The sequence below is a fragment of the Salipiger sp. PrR003 genome, assembly GCF_010500785.1.
In the GTDB taxonomy this organism is placed as follows: domain Bacteria; phylum Pseudomonadota; class Alphaproteobacteria; order Rhodobacterales; family Rhodobacteraceae; genus Salipiger; species Salipiger pacificus_A.
Window position 1 is genome coordinate 29295 of the sequence record NZ_JAAGOV010000025.1, and the last position, 24633, is coordinate 53927.

The 24633-nt window shown below is 65.9% G+C and carries 22 protein-coding genes and 1 pseudogene; 17 read left to right on the forward strand and 6 right to left on the reverse strand.

Annotated features, from left to right (window positions below):
• Nucleotides 1-74: 74 nt before the first annotated feature.
• On the forward strand, nt 75-1169 hold the full coding sequence (locus G0D83_RS03040) for an exostosin family protein (RefSeq protein ID WP_164189408.1): 1095 nt from the start codon (nt 75-77) through the stop codon (nt 1167-1169).
• 76 nt (nt 1170-1245) lie between these two features.
• Here the strand turns inward: G0D83_RS03040 and G0D83_RS03045 are convergent, their stop codons facing one another.
• Nucleotides 1246-2058 carry a restriction endonuclease gene (locus G0D83_RS03045; RefSeq protein ID WP_108968493.1) on the reverse strand — a complete coding sequence of 271 codons (813 nt, stop codon included), beginning with the start codon at nt 2056-2058 and terminating at the stop codon, nt 1246-1248.
• A 179-nt stretch (nt 2059-2237) separates the two neighbouring features.
• Nucleotides 2238-3902, reverse strand: coding sequence for a thiamine pyrophosphate-dependent enzyme (locus tag G0D83_RS03050; protein WP_164189410.1), 1665 nt, complete (start codon nt 3900-3902; stop codon nt 2238-2240).
• A 329-nt stretch (nt 3903-4231) separates the two neighbouring features.
• Here G0D83_RS03050 and G0D83_RS03055 point away from each other — a divergent pair, with 329 nt between their 5' ends.
• The 9 genes and pseudogenes from G0D83_RS03055 (at nt 4232) to G0D83_RS03095 (ending at nt 10824) form a co-directional block, all read left to right on the forward strand.
• Nucleotides 4232-4555: a hypothetical protein gene (locus G0D83_RS03055; protein WP_164189412.1), complete on the forward strand. Its 324-nt coding sequence runs from the start codon at nt 4232-4234 to the stop codon at nt 4553-4555.
• Entirely contained in the window at nt 4552-4926 is a 375-nt protein-coding gene (locus G0D83_RS03060) for a response regulator (protein WP_095882021.1), read from the forward strand. Before G0D83_RS03055 ends, G0D83_RS03060 begins: the two co-directional genes overlap by 4 nt.
• Before the next feature lie 2 nt (nt 4927-4928).
• Nucleotides 4929-7049: a chemotaxis protein CheA gene (locus G0D83_RS03065; RefSeq protein WP_164189414.1), complete on the forward strand. Its 2121-nt coding sequence runs from the start codon at nt 4929-4931 to the stop codon at nt 7047-7049.
• Nucleotides 7042-7509: pseudogene (locus G0D83_RS03070) on the forward strand (chemotaxis protein CheW). Before G0D83_RS03065 ends, G0D83_RS03070 begins: the two are co-directional and overlap by 8 nt.
• The gene (locus G0D83_RS03075; RefSeq protein ID WP_164189416.1) at nt 7506-8372 is read left to right on the forward strand and encodes a protein-glutamate O-methyltransferase CheR; all 867 of its coding nucleotides are present in this window, start codon (nt 7506-7508) and stop codon (nt 8370-8372) included. Before G0D83_RS03070 ends, G0D83_RS03075 begins: the two are co-directional and overlap by 4 nt.
• Before the next feature lie 9 nt (nt 8373-8381).
• Nucleotides 8382-8768, forward strand: coding sequence for a response regulator (locus G0D83_RS03080; RefSeq protein WP_164189418.1), 387 nt, complete (start codon nt 8382-8384; stop codon nt 8766-8768).
• Between the two features lie 4 nt (nt 8769-8772).
• A complete protein-coding gene (locus G0D83_RS03085) occupies nt 8773-9135 on the forward strand; it encodes a chemotaxis protein (RefSeq protein ID WP_164189420.1) in 363 nt (120 codons plus the stop codon).
• A 106-nt stretch (nt 9136-9241) separates the two neighbouring features.
• Entirely contained in the window at nt 9242-10303 is a 1062-nt protein-coding gene (locus G0D83_RS03090) for a CheB methylesterase domain-containing protein (RefSeq protein ID WP_164189423.1), read from the forward strand.
• Nucleotides 10300-10824: a chemotaxis protein CheD gene (locus G0D83_RS03095; protein ID WP_108968475.1), complete on the forward strand. Its 525-nt coding sequence runs from the start codon at nt 10300-10302 to the stop codon at nt 10822-10824. The genes G0D83_RS03090 and G0D83_RS03095 overlap by 4 nt, the downstream gene beginning before the upstream one ends.
• A 39-nt stretch (nt 10825-10863) precedes the next feature.
• Here G0D83_RS03095 and G0D83_RS03100 read toward each other — a convergent pair whose 3' ends face one another.
• The 4 genes from G0D83_RS03100 to G0D83_RS03115 form a co-directional block, all read right to left on the reverse strand.
• The gene (locus G0D83_RS03100; RefSeq protein ID WP_164189425.1) at nt 10864-11586 is read right to left on the reverse strand and encodes a peptidase; all 723 of its coding nucleotides are present in this window, start codon (nt 11584-11586) and stop codon (nt 10864-10866) included.
• 143 nt (nt 11587-11729) lie between these two features.
• A complete protein-coding gene (locus G0D83_RS03105; protein ID WP_164189427.1) occupies nt 11730-12566 on the reverse strand; it encodes a transglutaminase family protein in 837 nt (278 codons plus the stop codon).
• On the reverse strand, nt 12563-13516 hold the full coding sequence (locus G0D83_RS03110; protein WP_108968469.1) for an alpha-E domain-containing protein: 954 nt from the start codon (nt 13514-13516) through the stop codon (nt 12563-12565). The genes G0D83_RS03105 and G0D83_RS03110 overlap by 4 nt, the downstream gene beginning before the upstream one ends.
• Before the next feature lie 4 nt (nt 13517-13520).
• Nucleotides 13521-14945, reverse strand: a complete 1425-nt coding sequence (locus tag G0D83_RS03115) for a circularly permuted type 2 ATP-grasp protein (protein ID WP_164189429.1) — start codon at nt 14943-14945, stop codon at nt 13521-13523.
• 470 nt (nt 14946-15415) lie between these two features.
• Here G0D83_RS03115 and urtA point away from each other — a divergent pair, with 470 nt between their 5' ends.
• The 7 genes from urtA to G0D83_RS03150 all read left to right on the forward strand — a co-directional run bounded on the left by urtA (nt 15416) and on the right by G0D83_RS03150 (nt 24547).
• Nucleotides 15416-16705 carry an urea ABC transporter substrate-binding protein gene (urtA, locus tag G0D83_RS03120; RefSeq protein WP_164189431.1) on the forward strand — a complete coding sequence of 430 codons (1290 nt, stop codon included), beginning with the start codon at nt 15416-15418 and terminating at the stop codon, nt 16703-16705.
• 90 nt (nt 16706-16795) lie between these two features.
• On the forward strand, nt 16796-18754 hold the full coding sequence (urtB, locus tag G0D83_RS03125; RefSeq protein WP_164189433.1) for an urea ABC transporter permease subunit UrtB: 1959 nt from the start codon (nt 16796-16798) through the stop codon (nt 18752-18754).
• A 115-nt stretch (nt 18755-18869) separates the two neighbouring features.
• On the forward strand, nt 18870-20105 hold the full coding sequence (gene urtC / locus G0D83_RS03130; RefSeq protein ID WP_164189435.1) for an urea ABC transporter permease subunit UrtC: 1236 nt from the start codon (nt 18870-18872) through the stop codon (nt 20103-20105).
• Nucleotides 20102-20842, forward strand: coding sequence for an urea ABC transporter ATP-binding protein UrtD (gene urtD, locus G0D83_RS03135; RefSeq protein ID WP_164189437.1), 741 nt, complete (start codon nt 20102-20104; stop codon nt 20840-20842). The genes urtC and urtD overlap by 4 nt, the downstream gene beginning before the upstream one ends.
• A gap of 79 nt (nt 20843-20921) precedes the next feature.
• Entirely contained in the window at nt 20922-21617 is a 696-nt protein-coding gene (gene urtE / locus G0D83_RS03140) for an urea ABC transporter ATP-binding subunit UrtE (RefSeq protein WP_164189439.1), read from the forward strand.
• A gap of 246 nt (nt 21618-21863) precedes the next feature.
• Nucleotides 21864-23213 carry an ABC transporter substrate-binding protein gene (locus tag G0D83_RS03145; protein ID WP_164189441.1) on the forward strand — a complete coding sequence of 450 codons (1350 nt, stop codon included), beginning with the start codon at nt 21864-21866 and terminating at the stop codon, nt 23211-23213.
• A 71-nt stretch (nt 23214-23284) separates the two neighbouring features.
• The gene (locus tag G0D83_RS03150; protein ID WP_164189443.1) at nt 23285-24547 is read left to right on the forward strand and encodes a carbohydrate ABC transporter permease; all 1263 of its coding nucleotides are present in this window, start codon (nt 23285-23287) and stop codon (nt 24545-24547) included.
• Nucleotides 24548-24633: the final 86 nt, after the last annotated feature.

Genomic DNA, 24633 nt, shown 5'->3' on the forward strand with positions numbered 1-24633 from the left:
GCGCTTCAAAAGGATTTTTTGCGAAGTCATTTTCCGCGAGCCCCGAGGTTGGCGCCGCGATTACGATTGGACCCATGTCGATGCGTTTGAAGATCTACACGGACCCGGCGTTCGCCTCCCCCGCAAACCCGATGCAATGTGCGATGCTGCTGCCCTTTTTCGGGCGCGAAGAGCGGGCATTCTGGTCCGCAGACACCAATGCCTTCGACACCTACAAGAAAAGTGGTCTGGGTTATTTCGAGCTGGCCGGGTCGATGGACGAGGCCGACGTCGTGGTTCTGCCAGGCACATGGCACCGCTACCTTCAGGACGGCACGACCAACGTCGCGCTTCGCTTCGCCCAAAAGGCGGCGGAGGCGGGTAAGCAGATCGTCGTTTTCCACGAGCGCGACTACGACTTCAAGTTCCCGGCCGCCAACGCGCTCCTGTTTACGCCGACGGTCGAGAAGGACCGGCAGCCGAACGAATTCGGCCTGCCCGCCTGGGTTCCCGATCACACCAACGGCCCCGCCCCGCTACGCCAGAAACAGCAGCGCCCCTCGATCGGCTTCTGCGGGCAGGTGAAAAGGCCCACCGCCAAGACCCGTCTCGTGCAATTCGCCCGCACCACGCTGCCCTATCTCTCCGATATTCGCATGTCGGGCCATTCCGCGTCCCTGAGGGAGAACTTCCAGCACAAGTTCCTGCGGGCCCAGGCGGTCCAGACCCTGCTCGATCACCCCGACGTGGACACCCATTTCGTGCTGCACGGCGATTTCTTTGCCGGGGCCGACCAGAAATCCACCGCCGACGAGAAGACCGTCGCACGGCAGAGCGCGCTCGAGACCTTTCTGAGCAATCTCGCCGACAGCGACTACAGCCTCTGCGTGCGCGGCATCGGGAACTATTCTCTGCGCTTTTACGAGATCATGGCGGCCGGCCGGCCGCCGCTGTTTCTCGACACGAACTGTGTTCTTCCCTACGACTTCCTGATCGACTGGCAGAAAGAGCTGGTCTGGGTTCCCCAAGCCGAGCACCAGCGGGCGGGGCAGATCCTCGCCGATCACCATGCCGGGCTCAGTGCCGAGCAGTTCGTCGACCAGCAGCGGCGGGCGCGGGAAATCTGGGAGGATTGGCTCTCGCCCGACGGGTTCTTCCGCAACTTCTACCGCCACTTCCGCGCGCCCTGAGCACCCCGGGGTCGAAAGACAGGCGGTCAGAAACGGCGCCGTCTTCCGCAGCCCGCGCAAGCCACGCCGACCGTGATCACATGGCCCAGGCCTCGGTGAAGCTCTCGACACCGAATTCGCGATCGAGGCGCGGCAGGTCGTGCGGGCTCAGCAGAAGCACCCCGGTGGTCGCGGCGAGCCGCTGCGCGCTCGGCGTGAACCCGGCGGTGGCGAGCACCCCCGCCCCGGCCAGCCCATAGTAATTCTTGCCGGTGAAGGCCTCCTGGATGGCCTTGTTGCCGACCGGCGAATTGTATCGCTTGACCTGCAGGCCGATCACCAGCGCGCCCTTGCGCGCGACGATGTCGATGCCCTGGTCGTAGCCGCGCTTGGTGACATCCGCGTCCCAGCCGAAATGGCGCAGTTGCGCGGCGCACCAATGCTCGAACTCGGTGGGATCGCTCGGGTAATCCTCGGCGTCAAAGCCGCCTTCCCGCGCCTCGTTCTCGATCCGGTCGATCTCGTCCATGACGAAGTCGACGACCGCCGGCTCGATGCGGTGATAGTCGAAGGACAGCTCGATGCTGTCGAGGAACTCGAGCACGATGTCGTGCCGCTCGTCGGCAATCACCCGGTTGTAATCGTTCTTCTTCACCGCCAGCCGCAGGTTGCGCGAAAGCGCCGGGGCATGGGCCTTCACGTGCCGGGTGAGCTCCTGCCGCCGCGAGCGGGTCAGCGACAGCCCCAGCCCCTTGAACACCAGCACCAGCACCGCGACATAGCCCGCGAGGATCACCGGAAGCGCCCGCGTGCTGGCCGCCGACACACCCAGCTCATAATAGGCGTAGCCCAGGCACAGCAGCGCCAGGAAGGTCACCGCGCCAAGGATGGTTTCGTACTCTCTTTTCATCTGCTGCCGCCTCGGTACGTTGTTTTCCGGCCTCCTACCGCGCGCGGAACATTACAGCAACATGTGACGTGAGAGTCGGCGCCTAAGCGCTTATCACTAAGGGGTGAATCCTGCTTTTCAGCGCAGGGATCCACGGGCGGACAGGCGGCGACCCGACGCGGCTGCCGGGTCCGCCGAACTCATGACTTGGCCGCGAGCCCGCCCGCACGGATCTCCGAGAGCGTGCGGTAGGGGGTCAGCGCTTCGGCAGCGATATCGAGCTCGAGCACCGCGCCATGTGGTGCCGCCAGCGCGCGCTCGAAGGCGGCGGCGAACGCCTCGGTGTGCGCGACGTGTTCGCCATGCATCCCGTAGGCCCGCCCCAGCGCCGCGAAGTCGGGATTGACAATCGAGGTGCCACTGACCCGTTCAGGGAACTCGCGTTCCTGGTGCGCGCGGATGGTGCCATAGGTGCCATTGTTGAGCACCAGCACGATCACCGCCGCCCCGGCCTGCCGCGCCGAGGAGAGCTCTTGCCCGTTCATCTGGAAATCCCCGTCCCCGGCAAAGCAGATGACGGTCGCCTCGGGGCGCGCGAGCTTGGCGGCGATGGCCGCCGGCACGCCGTAGCCCATAGCCCCGGACTGCGGCGCAAGAAGCCGCATGCCGGGCCGGAAGCGGAAGAAGCGGGTCGGCCAGACGGTGAAATTGCCCGCGCCATTGGTGAGCACAACGTCGCTGCCCAGCACCGCGCGCATATGCTTGCAGACCGCCACCATGTCGACCGGCCCGGGCTGCGCCGGGGCCTTGTCGATGAAGCCAAGATAGGCCGCCCGCGCTTCGGCCCGCCAGGCCTTCCAATTGCCGGTCACCTTGGCGGGCAGCGCCTGGACGAAGCGCCCGGGGTCCGCATGCACCCCGACCGTAGGGCGGTAGACCTTGCCGATCTCACGGTCCGAGGCATGAACGTGGATGATCTTCTGCTTCGGCGTCGGCACCTCGAGCAGCGTGTAGCCGTCGGTCATGTTCTCGCCGAAGCGGGTTCCCAGCGCCAGCACCACGTCGGCATCCTTTAGCAGCGCCTTGACCCCTGCGGTCATCCCCACGCCCGCGTCGCCGCAGAAGCAGGCGCAGGCGCTGTCAACCTGGTCCTGATAGCGGAAAGAGGTGATGATCGGGATGTCCGAAGCCTCGGCAAAGCCCTGCAGTGCGGCGCGGGCGGGGCCCGTCCATTCAGCGCCGCCGATCACGATCAGCGGCCGCTCGGCATGCTGCAGCAGCGCGACCGCGTCGCGCACGGCGTCGGCGGCGGGCTCGGACGCGTAGACCTTCACCGGGTCGGTCAGCGGCGCGACTTCGGTCTGCGCCATGAGCACGTCCTCTGGCAGCGCGACGACCACAGGGCCGGGCCGGCCGGTCGTGGCGGTGATCCAGGCACGAGACAGGATCTCTGGGATGCGCTCGACGTTCTCGATCTCGGTCGCCCATTTCGCCATCGTGCCGAAGACGGCCCGGTAGTCGATCTCCTGGAAGGCCTCGCGCTCTTTCATGTCCGTGGCCACCTGGCCGACCAGCAGGATCATCGGCACGCTGTCCTGCATCGCCGTGTGCACGCCGATCGCAGCGTTGGTCGCCCCCGGCCCGCGGGTCACCATGCAGATCCCCGGGCTGCCGGTCAGCTTGCCATGCGCCGCCGCCATGAACGCCGCGCCGCCCTCCTGACGGCAGAGCACGAAGTCCAGCTTGCCCGCCGTGTCATGCAGCGCGTCGAGCACGGCAAGGTAGCTCTCTCCCGGAACCCCGAAAGCCCGCGTGGCCCCAAGCGCGATCAGGCTTTCAACCACCAATTGACCACCGTTGCGCATCTCGTCCTGCTCCCTGCCAGATCGCTTTCGCGAATTTGTGCGCGCTGCGCACCGCGGATGCAAGCGCTGGCCGTGCCGTCTTCGCGGAATGCCGGGGGAGGCGCAAAAAGGCCGGGCGCCAGAACGCTTTGTTAAGACCCCGGCTGTAGTTCTCGAACCCGTCCCGGGAGCGGCCGGCGAGTCTGGGGGGCGGTCCGGACCTGATCTGCGCGTGCCCTGTCACGCGTCCTCCGCCGGCCTCGGGACAAAGGCTCAACACTCCCACGGGGACCGGCAGCCCGCTGGCCGCGGCTGCCCCCGCTCTCCTCTGGCAAAGGACAGATTTCGCGATGACTGAGCTTCACAGCCATGTGCTCGACCCGGGGCGCAACCGCAATGGCGAAGACCCCCTCGTGCCCTTCCTGCTCGGGGCGCGGCACATGCCCGTTTCGATCAGCGTGCGGGACGTTCTTCGGCTCGATGCCCACCGGCTGCAGATCCTGCTCGTGGCGCAGAAGCAATGGCAGCAAGAGGGGCTCGCCTTCCGCCTGACCGACATCAGCGAGTCGTTCCGCGGCGGGCTCGATCGGCTCGGTCTGCCGCCCACCCATTTCGACGACAGCGGCGCGGGCGCCGGACCCGGTCTCGCGGACGGCAAGGAGGCACTGCAATGACGACGAAAGTCCTCGCGATCGACGATTCCCGGACGATCCGCAACCTGCTGCGCATCTCGCTCGAAGGCGCCGGCTTCGAGTTTCACTCTGCCTGCGACGGCGTCGAGGGGGTCGAACAATTCTCCGAGGTCGAGCCGGATGTGGTGATCACCGACATCAACATGCCCAACATGGACGGCTTCGGCGTGATCGAGACGCTGCGCAGCGGTCCCAACCGCACGACGGTGCCGATCATCGTGCTGACCACCGAAAGCGGCGCCGACCTCAAGGCCCGCGCGCGCGCCGCCGGGGCGACCGGCTGGATCGTGAAACCTTTCGACGACGCATCACTGGTTTCGGTGCTGCGCCGGCTCACAGGACACATGGTGTAGAGATGTCGGGAAATTCGATCCGCGATACGTTTTTCGAGGAATGCGAAGAGCTGCTCGAAGCGCTCGTCGAGGGGCTTTCCTCGATGGAGCAGGACCCCGAGGACATGGATGTGGTCAACGCCGTGTTCCGCGCCGTGCACTCGATCAAGGGCGGCGCAGGGGCCTTCGCCCTCGACCGGCTGGTGAGCTTTGCCCACACCTTCGAGACGGTGATGGACAAGGTGCGCAGCCAGGAACTGAAGGTCAACGCAGAGCTGATGCACCTCTTCCACCGCTCCGGCGACCAGCTTGCCGACCTCGTGGAAGCGGCGCGTGACGAGCGCGAGCCAAACGCCGAGTCCGAGGCCGCCATCCTCAAGGAACTCGACAGCTATCTCGGCGAGGCGGACAAGGACGACAGCTTCAGCTTTGATGCCCTCAGTCTGGACTTCGACGCGGCACCGGCGGATCTCGACGGGTCCGGCGACGCCGCCGAGGAGAGCGCCCTGCGCCGCTTCCACATCCGCTTCAAGCCCAGTCCCGCGCTTTATGCCAACGGACACGAGCCCCTTCTGCTGTTCGACGCGCTTGCCGAGCTTGGCGAACTGCGGGTCTCCGCCGACCTCTCGGCGCTGCCCGAGTTCGATGCCTTCGACCCCAATGGCGCGGTGATGTCCTGGAGACTCCAGCTCGAGACCCCGGAACCCGAGACAGTGCTGCACGAAATCTTCGAATTCGTCGAGTCGCTCTGCGACCTCGACATCCGCGAGGACGACGGCGGGTCGGCGCCCGCGCCCCTCGATCCGGCCCCGGATCTTCCCGGGCTCGCGCCCCCGCCCCCGCCGCTCGACCTTGACGGTCCCACCGCCGCGTTGGAGCCCGCCGATGCCCGCGGCGACGCCCAGCGCGGCGAGGCGCGCGGCCCGCGCCCGACCCTGCGCGTCGACCTCGAACGGGTCGACCGGCTCATCAACACGGTGGGCGAGCTGATCATCAACCAGGCGATGATCTCCCAGCGGATCGAGGAACTGGAGCTTCCCGCAGTCGCCCATCTCACCAACGAGCTCGAGGCCTACAAGCTCCTCGCCCGCGACATCCAGGAAGGGGTCATGGCCATCCGCGCGCAACCGGTGAAGCCCCTCTTCCAGCGCATGTCCCGCATTGTCCGCGAGGCTGCGGAGGCCACTGGCAAGAAGGCGCGGCTCGTCACGATCGGTGACTCGACCGAGGTCGACAAGACGGTGATCGAACGCCTGGCTGACCCGCTCACGCATATGGTGCGCAACGCGGTCGATCATGGGCTGGAAAAACCTGCTGCCCGCAGTTCCGCCAGCAAGGAGGCCATTGGAACCATACGCCTCTCCGCCTCACACCGCTCGGGCAGCGTCTTCATCGAGATCGGAGACGACGGCGCCGGGCTGAACAGAGCGCGCATCCTCGAAAAGGCCATCGAGAAGGGCCTTGTCCTTCCCGAAGCCGAGCTGTCAGAATCCGAGATCGACAACCTGCTGTTTCTGCCCGGGTTCTCCACGGCGAGTGAGGTGTCGAACCTCTCGGGCCGCGGCGTCGGCATGGATGTCGTTAAAAACGCCGTTTCCGCGCTCGGCGGGCGGGTTTCCATTGCCTCCACGCCCGGCGCCGGCACCACCTTCACCATCGTGCTGCCGCTCACCCTCGCGGTGATGGACGGCTTCGTCATCTCGGTCGCGGATCAGACCATGGTGATCCCCATCGCCTCGATCATCGAAACGATCCGCCCCAGCCAGCGCGACCTGCACGCGGTGGGCACCAAGGGCGTGGTGATCCTTGTGCGCGGCGCCTACGTGCCGGTCGTGGACGTCGCCTTCAACCTCGGTCTCTCCCCCGCGCGGAAGGAGGCGGGAGACGGCGTGCTGCTGCTGGTGAGCACGGAGAGCCAAGGGCTCACCGCGTTGCGGGTCGAGGCGATCCACGACCAGCGTCAGGTGGTCATCAAGAGCCTCGAAAGCAACTATGCCGCCATCCCCGGCGTGTCCGCGGCAACGATCCTCGGGGATGGCAAGATCGCCCTGATCCTCGACCCCGAGGAAGTGGTCAAGCTGCAGCCCGCCGCCCCCTATTTCCCGGCCGTAACCCCCCCGAAACTGGAGCTTCGCCATGCTTGACGCCGACGAGGGACAGACTGAGACGCAGTTCGAATTCATCACCTTCTCGGCGGGAAACCAGAGTTTCTGCCTCGAGATCATGCAAATCCGCGAGATCCGCCGCTGGACCCCGGTGACCAAGCTGCCGCATACGCCCGACGACGTGCTCGGGGTGATGAACCTGCGCGGTGCGGTGATCCCGATCTTCGACCTTTCCGCTCGCTTCGGCCTCGGTGAAACGCCGGACAACGAGCGCAATGTGGTGATCGTCGCCGCCGCGGGCGGCACGACCATAGGTCTTCTGGTGGAATCCGTGTCCGAGATCCTCTCGGTCGCGAAATCCTCGATACAGGAAACCCCTGACATGAAGTCCGACGCGGCGCGCTAGGCCATTCTCGGCGTGATCTCTGTCGGCGAGTCCATGGTGCGCGTCGTCAATCTCGACGCGGTGCTCGACCAGGAAGGCGGAGCCGCCGCATGAGCCTTGCCAGCGCCGACACCCTGCCGGGGGAGTTCGCCTTCACCGATGCGGATTTCGAGGCGCTCGCCCGCCTTGCGCGGAGCGAGTACGGCCTCAGCCTCGCCTCGAGCAAGAAGCCCCTCGTCTATTCCCGCCTCGCAAGGCGACTGCGCGCCCGCGGGCTCGCGACATTTCGCGACTACATGTCGCTGCTCGACCGCGCGGAGGAGGCCGCGGAACGGCTCGAACTGGTCTCCGCACTTACCACCAATGTCACCAGTTTCTTCCGCGAGAAGCACCACTTCGAGACACTGCGCAGCGCGCTCGTCCCCGAACTCGCAACGCAGAAGCGCATCCGCATCTGGTCGGCCGGCTGCTCCTCGGGACAGGAGCCCTTCTCGATCGCCATGACGCTGCTCGACGGCCTGCCCCCCGGGGCGCGCGACATGCGCATTCTGGCGACGGACATCGACCCGGCGATCCTGCGCAAGGCGCGCGCCGGGCGCCACCCGGCAGAGGAGTGCGCCACAGTGCCCGACGAGTTTCGTGCCCGCTGGCTGCGGCCCGTACCGGGCGAGCCGGACTTGGTCGAGATGGGCGCGGAACTCAAGGCCCTGGTCAGCTTTGCCGAGCTCAACTTGATCTGCGACTGGCCCTTCGCCGGCCCCTTCGACGCGATCTTCTGCCGCAACGTTGCGATCTATTTCGACCAGGAGACACAACAGCGGCTCTGGTCACGACTCGCCGACAAGCTCCGCGCCGGCGGCTTCCTCTTCATCGGGCATTCCGAACGCCTCTCGGGCACCGCCCTACCGGAGTTCGAAACCGCCGGTGTGACCACCTACCGCAAGCGCGCCACCCCCGGTCCCGCGCGGCCGACCTAGGAGAATGAAATGAGTTTGAAGGATTCGCTGCGCATCATGGTCGTCGACGACATGGCCACGAGCCGCGGGCTGATCACCCAGGCGCTCGACGAAATCGGCATCAAGAACTACCTGACCGAGAACGACGGCAGTAAGGCCCTGGCGCGGATGGCCGGAAGCCCGGTGCACCTGGTCCTCTCGGATTACAACATGCCGAACATGGATGGACTGGCCCTGCTGAAAGCCGTGCGGCAGAATCGCGCCACCCAGAAGATCGGTTTCATCCTGGTGACCGGCAAGCCCACACCCGACATGGTGGCGCAGGCGAAACAGCTGGGCCTCAACAACATGATCAAGAAACCCTTCACCTCTCTCGCGATGAAGCAATGCATCGAAAGCGTCGTGGGAAAGCTCTGAAGCCATGTCGACGTCACGCGCCGTTCCGATCACCGCCAATGAGGCGACATGGCTGCTCTCGCGCGAGATCAGGCACCTGCAGCAGCGGCTCGAACGGCTCGAGCATGGCATGGAGCACATCTACTCGGGAAATGCGGATTCGCGCCTCGGATCGGTCGCGATCACCGCTTTTCAGGAACTCGACATGCTGGCGCAATCCACCGATGCGCTCGCCGGCTACGTGGAGCGGCTTGCCAGGCTGCTGGACACGGAGGCGGCTCTCGACCTGCGCGATGCCCTGGACGTGATCCCGCTGCGCGATCTCCGGCAAAGGCTTGGCGGCGCGCAGGGGGACGGGCTCGAGCCGAACGCACCCGAGCTGTTCTGACTGCCCACCGCCCCCGGCGGGGCAGACACCAGCATCTGGGCGGCCCTCAGGTGCATCGACCCAGCGCCACGGAGTTCGGCGCCACCGGCCATGAAGGACAAGACAGATGTCGAAGATATCCCTGATCCTGGCCCATCCGGACCTGAGCCTGCGGCGGCGGCTTGGCGCCGAACTGCGCAGCTCTGCCTTCATCACGCTGGTGTCGGAAACCCACGATCTGATGACCACCTATACCGAGGTCGAGGAGCAGGAACCGATGGCCGTGCTGATCGGGGAACGGCTCGCCATGTTGCCAGAGTTCGAGGTGATGCGTGCCCTCTTTGCCACGCTCGACGTGCGCTGGCTGGTGATCAAGTCGCGCGCGGCCGCGGCGCCGGGGCATCCGGCCAGCCCCTGGGACAAGCGCTCGGACCTCTTCGCCGTCGATGCGGGCGTGCCGGTCGACGAGTTGATCGGCACGCTGCGCTCGCTGACCCGCACCACCCGCCGGCGCGGGCCGCAGCCCTCCGTCCCGGCCTCTCCCGTGCCCGCGCCCTCGGGCGGCGCGCGCGGCAACCGCTTCATCCTGCTCGGCGCCTCCACCGGCGGCGTCGATGCGCTGCTGAGCGTGCTGTCGAGCTTCCCCGCCGATTGTCCGCCGACCTTCATCGTCCAGCACACCGGGGGCGGCTTCGGCGAGAGCCTGACCCGGCTCCTCGACCGGCAATGCGCGGCGCAAGTGCGGACGGCGCAGGATGGGGTGCGGGTCGACCACGGTCAGGTCGTCATCGCCGCGGGCAACCGGGCGCACCTTCACCTCGCGGGGGGGACCCCGATGAAGATCGCCTTGCGCGTGGGCGAGCCGATTTCGGGCCATATGCCCTCGGTCGACGCGCTTTTCACCTCGGCGCTGCCCGGGGCGCCCCGCGCGGTCGCCGCGCTGCTCACCGGCATGGGGCGGGACGGCGCACAGGGATTGAAAGCCCTACGCGACGCTGGCGCCACCACCTTCGCGCAGGACGAGGCAACCTGCATCGTCTATGGCATGCCCCGCGCGGCGCGCGACCTCGGCGCGGTGGAGACCAGCCTGCCCCTGCCGCAGATCGGCCCTGCCCTTCTGCGGGCCTGCGCCACGCCCGCCTCGGCGACCGCCCCAGCCGGGCTGATTGGAAGGACCTCCGCGAGATGAGCGATGCCGCAGAAAAGCTGGTGAACGTGATCCAGGGAGAATACCGAATTTCCTCCTCTCCCTCCGAGGTGCTGTCGACCGTGCTCGGCTCCTGCGTCGCCGTCTGCCTGACCGATGTCGAGGCCGGGGTCGGCGGGATGAACCACTTCCTGCTGCCGCAGCGCGCCGGAAAGGAGGGCGAGAACGTGCGCTACGGCGCCTATTCGATGGAACTGCTGATCAACGGATTGCTGAAATGCGGCGCGCGCAAGAATCGCCTGGTCGCCAAGCTCTTCGGCGGGGCGAACATGCTCAGCCAGTTGCGCGATATCGGCGGCTCGAACGTCGCCTTCGCCAAGGAGTTCCTACAGAACGAGGCGATCCCGCTGGCCTCCGAAAGCACCGGCGGCACCTCGGCGCGGCGCATCCGCTTCTGGCCCGCAGATGGGCGGGTACGGCAGTTCATCGTGCCCGGCGAAATCGAAGCCGTGGCGCCGGTCCAGCCGCCGAAGCCGCCGCAGTCCGAGGTGACCCTGTTCTGACAAAGGGCGGCGATGGGAGGACGGCGATGGGCCGCCCAATCAGATCGGGTCGATCTCGACGAAGGCGTTGCGCAATGCTTCGGACCAATCATGGCTCATTTTCTGGAAGGCCTCGTCCGTTGGCTCGATCCGCCGCCGCCGGGTCACCGCCAGCGCATCGCGCTCGATCACAGCGAAATCGAGCGGCATGCCCACGCTGAGGTTGGATCGCAGGGTGGAGTCCATCGACAGCAGGACCGCCTTCTCGGCGTCCGCTAGCGTGGTCGCAGAGGAAATCACCCGATCGAGGATCGGCTTGCCATACTTGTGCTCGCCGATCTGCAGAAAGGGCGTATCTGGTGTGGCTTCGATGAAATTGCCTTCGGGGTAGACCAGGAACATGCGCATCGGGCCGCCCTTGCGCTGACCGGCGACGATCATCGAGGCAGTCGCACTCTGGTTCATCCGCTCCATCTTCGAGGACACCTCGGAGGTCACGTCCGACAGAGTGGCGCCGACGATCTCGGCGACTTGCAACATGCCAGGCGCGCGCAGGATCGAGCGCGGCGAGTCGGGATCCTCATTGGCCTCGGTCAGCCGCGCGATCACCGTCTGCGTGATCGACAGCGACCCCGCGGTCATGATGCCGATGGCGCGATCCCCTTCCTGCTCGAAAAGGAACATCTTGCGGTAGGTCGCAATATTGTCGAGCCCGGCATTGGTGCGCGTGTCGGACAGCAGCACGACGCCCGCATCCAGCAGCAATCCCACGCAATAGGTCATCTGTCCCAGGTCCTTCCGACTGTCAGCGCTCCGATATACCGCCGCGCCTCGGCCCCCGCAATCCTGCACGAAGGGATAGGGTTAGGGCCGTGTGAGCCGCCGCCCAAATTTCGGGCGCCGGTCTTGACGCGCGCGCCGCCGCATCACTGCTGCTGCTGACCCGACTGCGCCGTGCTGACCGACACCTCGACCTCGAGATGCTCTTCCGGTGTCGCGCCCTGCACCAGCCCGCGGATCGGCGCGGCGTCGAGTGCGTCATACCCCGAGCCAAGCCGCACGTAGCGCTCGTCGGGGCAGCATTCGTTCGCAGCGTCGAAGCCGACCCAGCCGAGCTCGGGCACCCAGATCTCGACCCAGGCGTGGCTTGCCTCATGCGGGCTGCCGTCCTCGCTCGCCTGCAGGTAGCCGGTGACGTAGCGCGCCGGCATGTCGGCCACATGGGCGATGGAAATCAACGCGTGGGCGTGATCCTGACAGACGCCGACCCCGCCCGAGAGCGCCTCGGAAGCGGTTGTATGCGGCTTGGTCTCGCCCGGCTTATAGGCGATGGCGCCCGAGACGGCGCGGCTCAGCGCATGGGCGCGGTCGAGCGCGCCGGCGCCCTCCATGCCCTTGAGCGCCACCGCCGAGAGCGTCTTCAGCTCGGCATCCGCTTCGACCTGCCGGGTGTGGCGCAGGTAGGCCGAGGGCGGCACCCGCTCGCGGTGGCCACGCAGCACGCCGTAAAGATCGCTCGTGTCGACCTCGCCCGTCACCTCGACGGACAGCTCGGTCAGCGGCCCGCGCCAAGTGGCAAGGCGGATCACGTCGCCGGCGCCATCGACGAACTCCGCCCCGGTCTGGCCGCCGTGCGAGGTGACATGCCATGACAGGATGCGCTGGTTGTCGCAGCTCGCAGGCCAAAGCTTCTGCGACTGGACAATGCCGCGCACCGGCTCTTCAAACCGGTAGCGGGTGATATGACGGATCGAAAGTCTCATGCCGGCATTCCGCTCAGGTAGACCTCTTGCACCGTGGTCGCGACCTCGGCGTTGCGCGCCAGGAAGCGCGCGAGGAATTCGTGCAGCCCCTCCTCGAAGATCTCGTCGACGCTCGCTGCACGCAGATCGTCGAGCAACCTATGCGCCACCTCCTGCGCCGCCGTGGCAGTCTGGTAGCTCTCGGCGAGATTGTCGAGATGTTCGCAATACCACTGCACACAGGACCGCAGAGAGCGCGGGAAGCGATGGTTGAGGATCAGCAGGTGGGCGATCTTGGCGGCGGTGACCTCGCCCTGGTAGCTCCAGTTGAAGGCCCGCTGCGCGGTCATCGACTGCAGCAGCAAGGCCCATTGGCTTTGGTCCAGCCCGGAGCCGACGTAGTTCACCGACGGCAGCAGCACGTAGTATTTGACGTCGATCAGCCGGGCGGTGTTGTCGGCACGCTCGATGGTGGTGCCGATGCCCGAGAAATCATAGCCGTCATTGCGAAGCTGGGTCGACATGAAGGCGCCTCGGATCAACTGGCAAGCGCGCAAGGTCCATTCGCACAGATCGGTGACCATCAGCTTGCTGCGCTCGGTGCGGTGCAGCTGCTGCAGTTCCTGAAAGGCGCCATTGATCGCATCCCAGACCGGCGCCGTCAGCGCGGTGCGCACCACGCGGGCGTTCTCGCGCGCCGAGGAGAGGCAAGAATAGACAGACGAGGGGTTGTCGGAATCGAAGAACAGCCAGGTCTCGATATTGCGCTGGTTGGGTTCCTTGTACTTTTCGACGAAGGGCTCGAGCGTGCCCTTGGCCAGCAGCACGGCCTCCCAGTCGTTGCGGTAGCCGCCGGTGGCATTGGGCAGCAGCGCGTTGCGCGCGCCAACCTCAAGCAGGCGGGCGGTGGTTTCGGCGCGTTCGATGTAGCGCGCCATCCAGTAGAGATGTTCTGCAGTCCGGCTCAGCATGTGATCACTCCGCCAATACCCAGGTGTCCTTGACCCCGCCGCCCTGCGACGAGTTCACCACGAGCGAACCTTCGGTCAGCGCCACGCGGGTCAGCCCGCCCGGCACCAGTTCGATGGTCTCGCCAACGAGGCAATAGGGGCGCAGATCGACGTGGCGCGGCGCGATCCCCTCCTCGACAAAGGTGGGACAGGCCGAAAGCGCCAGCGTCGGCTGGGCAATGTAGTTGTCGGGGTTCTTGCGGATTTTCGCAGCAAAGGACTCGATGGTCGACTTGTCGGACTTCGGCCCCACCAGCATCCCGTAGCCGCCCGAGCCATGCACCTCCTTGACCACCAGCTCCGAGAGGTTCTCGAGCACGTATTTGCAGTCGTCGGGCTTGGCGCATTGCCAGGTCAGCACGTTCTCGAGGATCGGTTCCTCGCCGAGGTAGAAGCGGATCATTTCGGGGACGAAGGTGTAGATCGCCTTGTCGTCGGCGACGCCCGCCCCGGGGGCCGAGCAGATGGTCACCCCGCCCGAGCGATAGACGTTCATCAGGCCGGGCACGCCAAGCATGGAATCGGGACGGAAGCACAGCGGGTCGATGAAGGCATCGTCGATCCGGCGATAGATCACGTCGACCTTCCTGGGGCCCTCGGTGGTCTTCATCCAGACGAAGTCGCCCTCGACAAAAAGATCCTGCCCCTCGACCAGTTCGACGCCCATCAGGTCGGCCAGGAAGCTGTGCTCGTAATAGGCCGAGTTGAAATGGCCCGGAGTGAGGATGACGATGTTCGGCTCGCCCTGGCATTTCTGCGGCGCCACCGAGGCGAGGGTCTTCTTAAGCAGGCCGGCGTAGCCGTCGACCGGGCGTATGCGGTTTTCCATGAAGAGCTGCGGGAACATGCGCATCATGATCTCGCGGTTCTGCAGCATGTAGCTGACGCCCGACGGCGTGCGGCAATTGTCCTCGAGCACGTAGAACTGATCGGGCCCGGTGCGCACCAGATCGACGCCGACGATGTGGCTGAACACGCCGCGCGGCGGTCGAAAGCCGATGGCGGCCTTCTCGAAGGCCGCGTTGTTGGTCACCAGGTGCTCGGGGATCTTGCCCGCACGGATGATCTCGCGGCGGTCGTAGACATCGGCGAGGAAGGCGTTCAGCGCCGCCGCCCTCTGGCGCACCCCTCGGTCGAGCTTGCGCCACTCCTCGGCGGTCATCACGCGGGGAAACATGTCGAAGGGAATGAGCCGTTCCGGGTCGCCGCCCTCGCCGTAGACCGCGAAGGTGATGCCCACGCGCCGGAACAGCGCTTCGGCCTCGGACTGTTTCAGGCTTCGCAACTCGGCCGGCATCGACCGATACCATTTCTCCAGGTTCTGATAGGCCGAGCGAACCTGCTCGTCGTTCAACATCTCATTGAAAATCGCTGGCTTCGTGGCGCTCATGACAATCCCTTTGCTCTGAGGCTCACGTTCCCCGTTTCGCAGGCAGAGGAAAAGCCCCCCGCGTAGAAAAACGATCTCCACCCCATTTCGTCTGCCCAAAAAACCGGCAAATCAGCCGTCACGAATCTGATCTGCTAGGCATTCGCCTTGGTTTAGCCTGATAAGGCCCCTATTCCTCATACTTTCCGATTAATTTATTCGCAAAATCCTCCACCTATGCACAGGAATTAATCACGCCTTCCGAGCCGCCGTCCGCACCATGGAAAGCGCGTGGCGGGGCGTCACGCTTCCGTTATCCGAATGTAGCGCCAAACACCGGCGCGCCAACGGGGAGCCGCGGCGGAGCAAGCTCAAGAGGGCATCCGCCAATGGCACAACGATAATCGAAGCGGAGGAGGACCCGCGCAGATCCAAGGCCGGAAGAGCCGATACGCGAGGAGCTGGGACCCCGCTCTATAGGGATGTTGAACATGATAAAATCGATGAAACTTTCGACCGTGGCCGCGCTCGCCATGATCTCTGCGGGTGCGGTTTCGGCACAATCGGCAGACTGCCCGATCAAGGTCGGCGTGCTGCACTCGCTTTCCGGCACCATGGCGATTTCCGAAACCACCCTGAAAGACACCATGCTGATGCTGATCGACAAGCAGAACAAGGCCGGCGGCCTGCTGGGATGCCAGCTCGAAGCGGTGGTGAAGGACCCGGCCTCCGACTGGCCGCTCTTCGCCGAAAAGGCCCGCGAGCTGATCTCCAACGACGAGGTCGACGTGATCTTCGGCTCCTGGACCTCCGCCTCGCGCAAGGCGGTGCTGCCAGTGATCGAAGAGTTGAACGCGCTCTATTTCTACCCCGTCCAGTATGAGGGCGAGGAAAGCTCGAAGAACGTCTTCTACACCGGCGCCGCCCCGAACCAGCAGGCGATCCCGGCCACCGACTATTTCCTCGACGAGCTTGGCGTCGAGAAGTTCGCCCTGCTCGGAACCGACTACGTCTACCCGCGCACCACGAACCGCATCCTCGAGGCCTACCTGAAGTCGAAGGGCATCGCCGAGGAGGACATCTTCGTCAACTACACGCCCTTCGGCCACTCCGACTGGTCGACCATCGTGTCCGACGTCAAGGCGCTTGGCGCCGACGGCAAGCAGGTCGGCGTGATCTCGACGATCAACGGGGACGCGAACATCGGTTTCTACAAGGAACTGGCGGCGCAGGGCGTCTCGGCCGACGATATCCCGGTCGTCGCCTTCTCGGTGGGCGAAGAGGAACTCTCTGGCCTCGACACCTCGAACCTCGTTGGCCACCTCGCCGCCTGGAACTACTTCATGTCCGCCGAGGGCGAGGCCAACGCCGAGTTCATCAAGCAATGGCATGACTTCATCGGCGACGAGAAGCGCGTGACCAATGACCCGATGGAAGCCCATTACATCGGCTTCAACATGTGGGTGAACGCGGTCACCGCCGCCGAGACCACCGATGTCGACGCCGTGCGCGAGCACATGTGGGGCCAAGAGTTCCCGAACCTGACCGGCGGCACCGCGGAGATGGGCGTGAACCACCACCTGTCGAAGCCGGTTCTGATCGGCGAGATCCGCGCGGACGGGCAGTTCGACATCATTTCCTCGACCGATCCGGTCCCGGGCGATGCATGGACCGACTACCTGCCGGATTCCGCGGTGCTGGAATCCGATTGGAAAGACCTCGAGTGCGGCATGTACAACACCGAGACCAAGTCCTGCGTGCAGCTTCAGTCGAACTACTGATCTGAGCTGACCGGCGGCGGGCGCGCCCACACCCTGCGCGCCCGCCGCACCACGTTACCGAATTCCGCACTCTGTTCCCGGGGGCCGTCCATGCCGCGCGCGCTTCTCTCCGCTCTTGCGCTCCTGCTCTGTTTGACGCTGGCGCCGCCGATGGCCGCCGCGCAGGAGACCGGCCTCAAGGCCATTCTGCAGCAATACGCGGATGAGGTCGCCAAGCCCGGCCGCCAGACCGTGGACACGCTGATCGAGGCGCTGGTGTCCTCCGGCGATCCTGCCGTGCCCGCCTTCCTGCAGAACTGGGGCGACCGCGAGGTCTACCAACGCAAGACCGACGGGCAGTTCTTCTACGCCGAAAAGAGTGGCAGCGACTACGCGCTGAGCGATATCGTCACCGGACAGCCCGCCGGCACCGCCCCCAGCGCCGAGATCGACCAGGTCCGCCCCAACGGCGGCGTGCGCCGGGTGATCAGCACCGCGCTGGTGCAATTCCAGTTGTCGGATCCGAATGTCGCGAACCGCATCGCTGCGCTCGACGCCATTGCCCGCAGCCCCTCGGCAGAGCAGATCGAGCCGCTGCGCGCCTCGATCGAGACCGAAGAGGACCCCGGCATTCTGGCGCGCAAGAAACGCCTCGACGGCATGCTCACCGCCAGCTTCGGCGCCACGCCCGAGGCCCGCATCACCGCCATCGAGGCGCTGGCCTCCGAGCTCAGCGTCGACGTCCGCGCCGTGCTCAACCAGATCCTCACCACCCGTGCCGGCGTGGCCGAGACACTGCCCGAGGGCGCCAACATCGCGCGCGTCCTCACACCCGGCAAGGAGCTCACCGAAGCCGACGCCTACGCCCGGCTGGTCAGCGCCGAGCTTGCGCGGCCGGTGCAGAGCCGCGAGCAGATCAAGGCCGCGCTGACCGCCAATCTCAGCGATGGCGCCGTCGCCGGCGTGCCGCTTGGCCAGCTCGTCTCGGAGGGCGCTCGCGCTCGCGCCTATGCGGCGCTCGCCGAGCAGGGTGTCGTGCCCGCCCGCGTGACCGAAGAGGACCGCAGGGCCGCTCTCTCGGACCATGTTTTCTACGAGGAATACCTCGAGCCCGACGCCGCCATCACCGAGGCGGCCGAGGCGGCGCTCGGCTCGGTGCGCACGCGCGTCGGCCTCTGGCAAGCGCTGGATTTCGGGCTCGACTCCCTCTCGCTGGCCTCGATCTACTTCCTCGCCGCCATCGGCCTCGCCATCACCTTCGGCGTCATGGGCGTCATCAACATGGCGCACGGCGAGTTCATCATGATGGGCGCCTATACCGGCTACGTGGTGCAGCAGATCATCCCCGACTACACGCTGTCGCTGATCGTCGCCCTGCCGCTGGCCTTTGTCATCACCTTCGCCGCCGGCGTGGCGATGGAGCGGCTGGTGATCCGCTGGCTCTACCACCGCCCGCTGGAAACGCTGCTGGCCACCTTCGGCATCTCCATCGCACTGCAGCAGCTTGCGAAGAACATCTTCGGCACCCAGGCCCGCCCGCTGACCTCGCCGCATTGGCTCGACGGAGCGTGGATCATCAACGACGTCGCAGGCATCGCCAATATCCGCATCGCGATCTTCGTGCTGGCGTTGGTCTTCCTCTGCCTGATCCTCTTCATCCTTAACCGCACCCGCATCGGCCTCGAGGTTCGCGCCGTCACCCAGAACCCCGGCATGGCTGCCTCGATGGGCATCAATCCCGACAAGATCAACATGCTGACCTTCGGCCTCGGCTCGGGCATCGCCGGCATCGCCGGTATCGCGATCGGCCTCTACGCGCAGGTCACCTCCGAGATGGGCGGCAACTACATCGTGCAGAGCTTCATGACCGTGGTCGTCGGCGGCGTCGGCAACGTCTGGGGAACACTCGCGGGCGCGGCGCTGATCGGCATCCTGCAGAAGGGCATCGAGTGGATGAACCCCAGCAACACGCTAGCGGCGCAGACCTACATGATCCTCTTCATCATTCTCTTCATCCAGGTCCGCCCCAAGGGCATCGTCGCCCTCAAGGGCCGCGCGGCGGGAGACTGACCATGCCGCGCAGCCAACACCCGCCCGTTCTTCTAGGCCGAAATATCCCGGGGGAGAGCCGCGCAGCGGCGCTGGGGCAGAGCCCCCAAGATCCCCGGCCCCAGGGAGCCAGCGCATGACCAGCTTCTTCGCCCGCAACAAATCCGCCGCCTGGTTCCTGCTGGCCCTCGCGTTCTTCGTGCTGCTGGTCACGGTCCTGGCCCCCGCAACCGGAACGGGGTTCCTGTCGACCTCCTTCGTCAAAACGCTGGGCAAGACGCTCTGCCTGATGCTGGTCGCGGTGGCGATGGACGTGGTCTGGGGCTACACCGGCATCCTCAGCCTTGGGCACATGGCCTTCTTCGGCCTCGGCGGCTACATGATCGGCATGTGGCTGATGTACGCCCGCACCGAGCTGATCATCGCCGAGAGCCTGCGCGCCGCGCCGATCCCTCCCACCCCCGAGGAAATCCACGACGCCATCGGTCAGCAAATCTTCGGCGTGGTCGGCAGCGCCGACTTCCCCTGGCTATGGGGCTTTGCGCACAGCTTCCCGCTGCAGCTTGCGATGGTGGTGCTTGTGCCGGGTGTCCTCGCGCTGGTCTTCGGCTGGCTCGCCTTCCGCAGCAGGGTCACCGGCGTCTATCTCTCGATCCTGACGCAGGCGATGACGCTGGCGCTCTCGCTCTACCTTTTCCAGAACGAGGCGGGCTTGCGCGGCAACAACGGGCTTTCCGGCCTGCAGAACCTGCCGGGGCTCGACGCGGTGCCGCAGGCGACGATCTCGATCTGGTTCTTCTGGGGATCTGCGCTGGCGCTCGGCCTTGGCTATCTGCTCTTCGCCTGGGTGGTCTCGGGCAAGATGGGCTCGGTGATCCGCGGCATTCGCGACAATGAAAACCGGGTGCGCTTCCTCGGCTACCATGTGGAAAGCTACAAGCTCTTCATCTTCACGCTGACCGGCATCGTCTCGGGGCTGGCCGGGGCGCTCTACTACCCGCAGGCGGGGATCATCAACCCCGCCGAGATCGCCCCCATCGCCTCGATCTACCTCGCGGTCTGGGTCGCCATCGGCGGCCGCGGGCGGCTCTACGGAGCGGCGCTCGGCGCCGCCGTGGTCTCGCTTCTGTCGAGCTGGTTCACCGGCGGCGGCGCGCCCAACATCAACCTCGGTTTCTACACCATCAACTGGACCGACTGGTGGCTGGTGCTGCTTGGTCTCAGCTTCGTGGCGGTGACGTTGCTGGCCCCCAAGGGGATCGGCGGGATCTTCGATCTTTTCACCCGCCGCCACGCGGTGCCCGAGCGGGTGGGCGATTTCGGCCCCGACAAGGGCGCGCGCCGCACGGTCGAAGGGGAGGAGGAGAAATGAAGACCCTGCTCGAGATGTCCGGCGTCTCCGTCAGCTTCGACGGGTTCAAGGCGATCAACAACCTCAGTTTCCGCATCGGCGAGCCTGAGCTGCGGGCGATCATCGGCCCGAACGGCGCGGGCAAGACCACCTTCATGGACATCATCACCGGCAAGACACGCCCCGACGAGGGCCGCGTTCTGTGGGGCGAGAAATCCGTCTCCTTGCTGAAGATGAGCGAAAGCCAGATCGCCCGCGCCGGCGTCGGGCGCAAGTTCCAGAAGCCCACCGTCTTCGAGGCGCAGACCGTGCGCGAGAACCTCGCCATGGCGCTGAAGAACAAGCGCGGACCCTTTGACGTGCTGTTCCACAGCAAGACGAAAGCCGGGGCCGAGCGGATCGAGGCGATCGCCGCCGAGATCGGCCTGTCCGACCAGCTCGGCCGCGTCTCTGGCGAGCTCAGCCACGGCCAGAAGCAATGGCTCGAAATCGGCATGCTGCTGGCGCAGGACCCGCGGCTGCTGCTGGTCGACGAGCCCGCCGCCGGGATGACCCCGGCGGAGCGGGAGCACACCACCGACCTTTTGCGCCGCGCGGCGCAGAAACACGCGGTGGTGGTGGTCGAACACGACATGGAATTCGTGCGCCGGCTCGATTGCAAGGTGACGGTGCTCTGCGAGGGCGCGGTGCTGGCCGAGGGCTCGCTCGATCACGTCACCACCAACCAGGACGTCATCGACGTCTACCTCGGACGATGAAGACACGCGCGAAACCGCAACGTCCCGCGAAGGACGTTGCAGATCTCGTCGAAGAGTTTTGCGGACGGAGCGAGACGCCATGCTGAAGGTCGAAAACCTCACCCTGCACTACGGGCAGAGCCAGATCCTGCACGGGATCAGCCTCGGGGCGGAGCCCGGCAAGGTCACCGCGGTGATGGGCACGAACGGCGTGGGCAAGACCTCGCTGCTCAAGGCGATCGCCGGGCGCCACCCCTATTCCAGCGGCACGATCAGCCTCGACGGCACGCCGCTGCAGCACCTCAACGCCTATCAGGCGGCCCGCGCCGGCATCGCCTACGTGCCGCAGGGGCGCGAGATCTTCCCGCTGATGACCGTGCAGGAAAACCTCGAGTCCGGCTTTGCGTGCCTCGAGCGCTCCGAGCGGGGCGTGCCGGCGCATATCTTCGAGCTTTTCCCCATTCTCAAGGACTTCCTGCAGCGCCGCGGCGGTGATCTGTCGGGCGGCCAGCAGCAGCAGCTGGCCATTGCCCGCGCGCTGATCACCCGGCCACGTGTGCTGCTCCTCGACGAGCCAACCGAGGGGATCCAGCCCAACATCATCCAGCAGATCGGTCGGGTCATCGCGCAGCTGCGCGACCAGGGCGACATGGCGGTCGTGCTGGTCGAGCAATACTTCGATTTCACCTGGGGGCTCGCCGACAGCTTCTACGCGGTCACGCGGGGCACTGTGTCGCTTTCCGGACAGGCCGGGGAGATCGATCGCGAGGCACTGCTCGAAAAAGTCTCAATCTGACCCGGAAACCCGGTAAGTTGCTGCATTGCGGCGTCTTTTTTCCTTGCCTAAAGCGGTTTGAGTCCCAAGTCTCGCCTAAGAGATTGTTCAACTGTTTATGGTTGTGAAGGGGTTTTCCAGGGAGGAGGTCTTGCTGCATTGCGGCAACTGCGCGCGAAAGCGCGCCCGCCCTTTTCCATGCTTTGCGCATCTTGCGCCCATCCCCTTCCGCCCGCTGGTTTGACGACCAACATGAGGAGGAAGACGATGACACCCATCAAACGCCGAGTTCTCGGCGGCACCGCCATGGCGTTGGCGCTGACCGCCGGGATGGCCCAGGCCGACACCATCCGGTTCTGGACCATCGAGGAGCAGCCCGAGCGGCTGGCCAAACAGGAGGCGATGGCCAAGGCCTTCACCGAAGCGACCGGGCATGAGGTCGAAGTGATCCCTGTCACCGAAAGCGAGATGGGCACCCGCGCCACCGCCGCCTTCGCCGCAGGCGACATGCCCGATGTCATCTACCACCCGCTGTCCTACGCCCTGCCCTGGGCCGAGGCCGGGATCCTCGACCCCGATGCCGCCACCGACGTGATCGAGGAGCTTGGCGGCGCCACCTTCGCGCCCGGCGCGCTGAAGATGGCGGAGTTCGACGACGGTTTCGCCTCGGTGCCTGCCGACGGCTGGACGCAGATGATCATCTACCGAAAGGATCTCTTCGAAGAGGCCGGGCTCGAGCCGCCGACCAGCTACGCCAACGTCGAAGCCGCGCTCGAGAAGCTGCACAACCCGCCCGAGATGTATGGCTTCGTCGCCGCCACAAAGGTCGACGAGGCTTTCATGAGCCAGGTGCTCGAACATGTCTTCCTCGCCAACGGCGTCTCGCCGGTCGGGCCGGACGGGGTTGCGGAGCTCGACGAGGCCGCGACCACCGAGGTCCTGGACTTCTACAAGGCCATCGCCAAGGCTTCGCCCCCGGGCGATCTGTTCTGGGAGCAGGCCCGCACGATCTACTTCTCAGGCAACACCGCGATGACCATCTGGTCGCCCTTCATCCTCGACGAACTGGCCGGCCTGCGCGACAGCGCGCCGCCCACCATCAATGATGACCCGACCTCGGCCGAGCTGGCCGGCAAGACCGGCATCGTCACCAATTTCTCCGGCCCCTCTAATCCCGACGGCGCCGCCTTTGCCGAGCTGAACTTCCTCGGCATCACTGGCGATGCCAACACGGGCGTCGCCGAGGAGTTCGTCAAGTTCTCGATGGACGAGGGCTATCTCGATACGCTGGCCATCGCCCCCGAGGGCAAGTTCCCGGTCCGCCGGGGCACCGACGACGACCCCGAGCTCTTCGTAAAGGAATGGGGCAAGCTGCCGGTCGGCGTCGACCGCCAGGCCTCGCTCACCGACCTCTACGGCGAAGAGACCGTGGACGAACTGGTCGCCGGTCTCGACGTGGCGCAGCGCTGGGGCGCCGACGTGGGCCAGATGGCGCTGGCCTCGAAGATGGTCAACAGCCAGGTCGTGAACCGCGTGGTCCGCGCCTACATCGACGACGAGATCGATGCCGCCGCGGCCGTCAGCCAGCTCAACGAGGAACTCGGCGCGATCCAGTAGCCAAGGGCCATTTCGGGGCGCCGCCGAGGCGCCCCGCTTCTCTTTCCGACGTGCAAGACCGGAGGGTGTCCATGACGGAACCCGTTCCACCCAACACGGCCCGCCCGCCCAGGGGTATGGGCCCGCTCGCCCGCCGCGAGGCGCGGCTTGCTTGGGGCCTGCTGATGCCGACGCTGATCGCCGTGGCGCTGGTGGTGATCCTGCCGCTGCTGGCGGTCTTCTGGATTGCCTTCAAGCCCATCGGCCTCGCCGAGCTGCGCCCGCCCGCGCCGGTGGTGCGCGAGGACATCCGCGGCGACCTCGAGGAGGGCGACCCGGACGCCTACCTGCGCTACCGGCTGCGCAATTCCTCGCAGGACCAGAGGATCACCGGCGTCACCCTCACCGACAGCTGGCCCGAGGGGCTGAGCGCCACCGAGATGGACCCGCGCTGCACGCTTGAGGGCGCCACGCTGAGCTGCAATCTCGGCGACTGGGAGGGCGGCTTCCGCGATCAGATCCGTATTCCCGTCACCGCCGATCCCTCCTATTTCGAGGGTCCCGACGTGGAGGCGAGCGCCCCCGTGATCACCGGCAGCGCGAACAACGTCCTCACTTCCTTCTCGAGCTTCACGCTGGAGAATTTCGCCCGGATCTTCCAGGGCTCGGAATTCTGGTCGGTGCTGGGAGTGACCCTCTTCTACACCGTCTTCGGCACCGCGGGCGCGTTGATCTTCGGGCTGTTCGCCGCCTTGCTCCTCGACAAGAGCTTCACCGGACAGGGCCTGCTGCGCGGGCTCTACCTCTTTCCCTACGTCGCCCCGGTGATCGCTGTCGCCTTCGCCTGGATCCTGCTGTTCGATCCCTACTCCGGCTCGGCCAACGCGCTGCTGATGCAGATGGGGGTGACGTCGCAGGCGATCAACTTCTTCGGCGAGCGCCCCCTGGCGCTGATCATGGTCACGCTCTTCGAGGTCTGGCGCTACTTCCCGCTGTCGTTCCTGTTCATCCTCGCGCGCATGCAGTCGATCGACACCGACATGTACGAGGCCGCCGACATGGACGGCGCTTCGCCCTTCCAGAAATTCCGCTACCTGTCGCTGCCGCAGCTTCTTGGGATCCTGTCGGTGCTGTTCCTGCTGCGCTTCATCTGGACCTTCAACAAGTTCGACGACATCTTCCTGCTCACCGGCGGCAACGCCGGCACCCGCGTTCTGACGGTCAATGTCTACGAGCAGGCGTTTGCCCTGTCGAACATCGGCGCGGGCGCGGCGGTGGCGGTGGTGATCTTCTTGATGCTGATCCTCTTCTCGCTGTTCTTCTTCCGCGTGATGAGCCGGGAGGAGGGGTTGTGATGCGCGTCTGCTCTCTCTCAAGGCCCGAGGCCGGCGGCGGGCCGGGCGCCGCCCCCCGGACATCTGTCTCTAGACGAAGCAGGGGC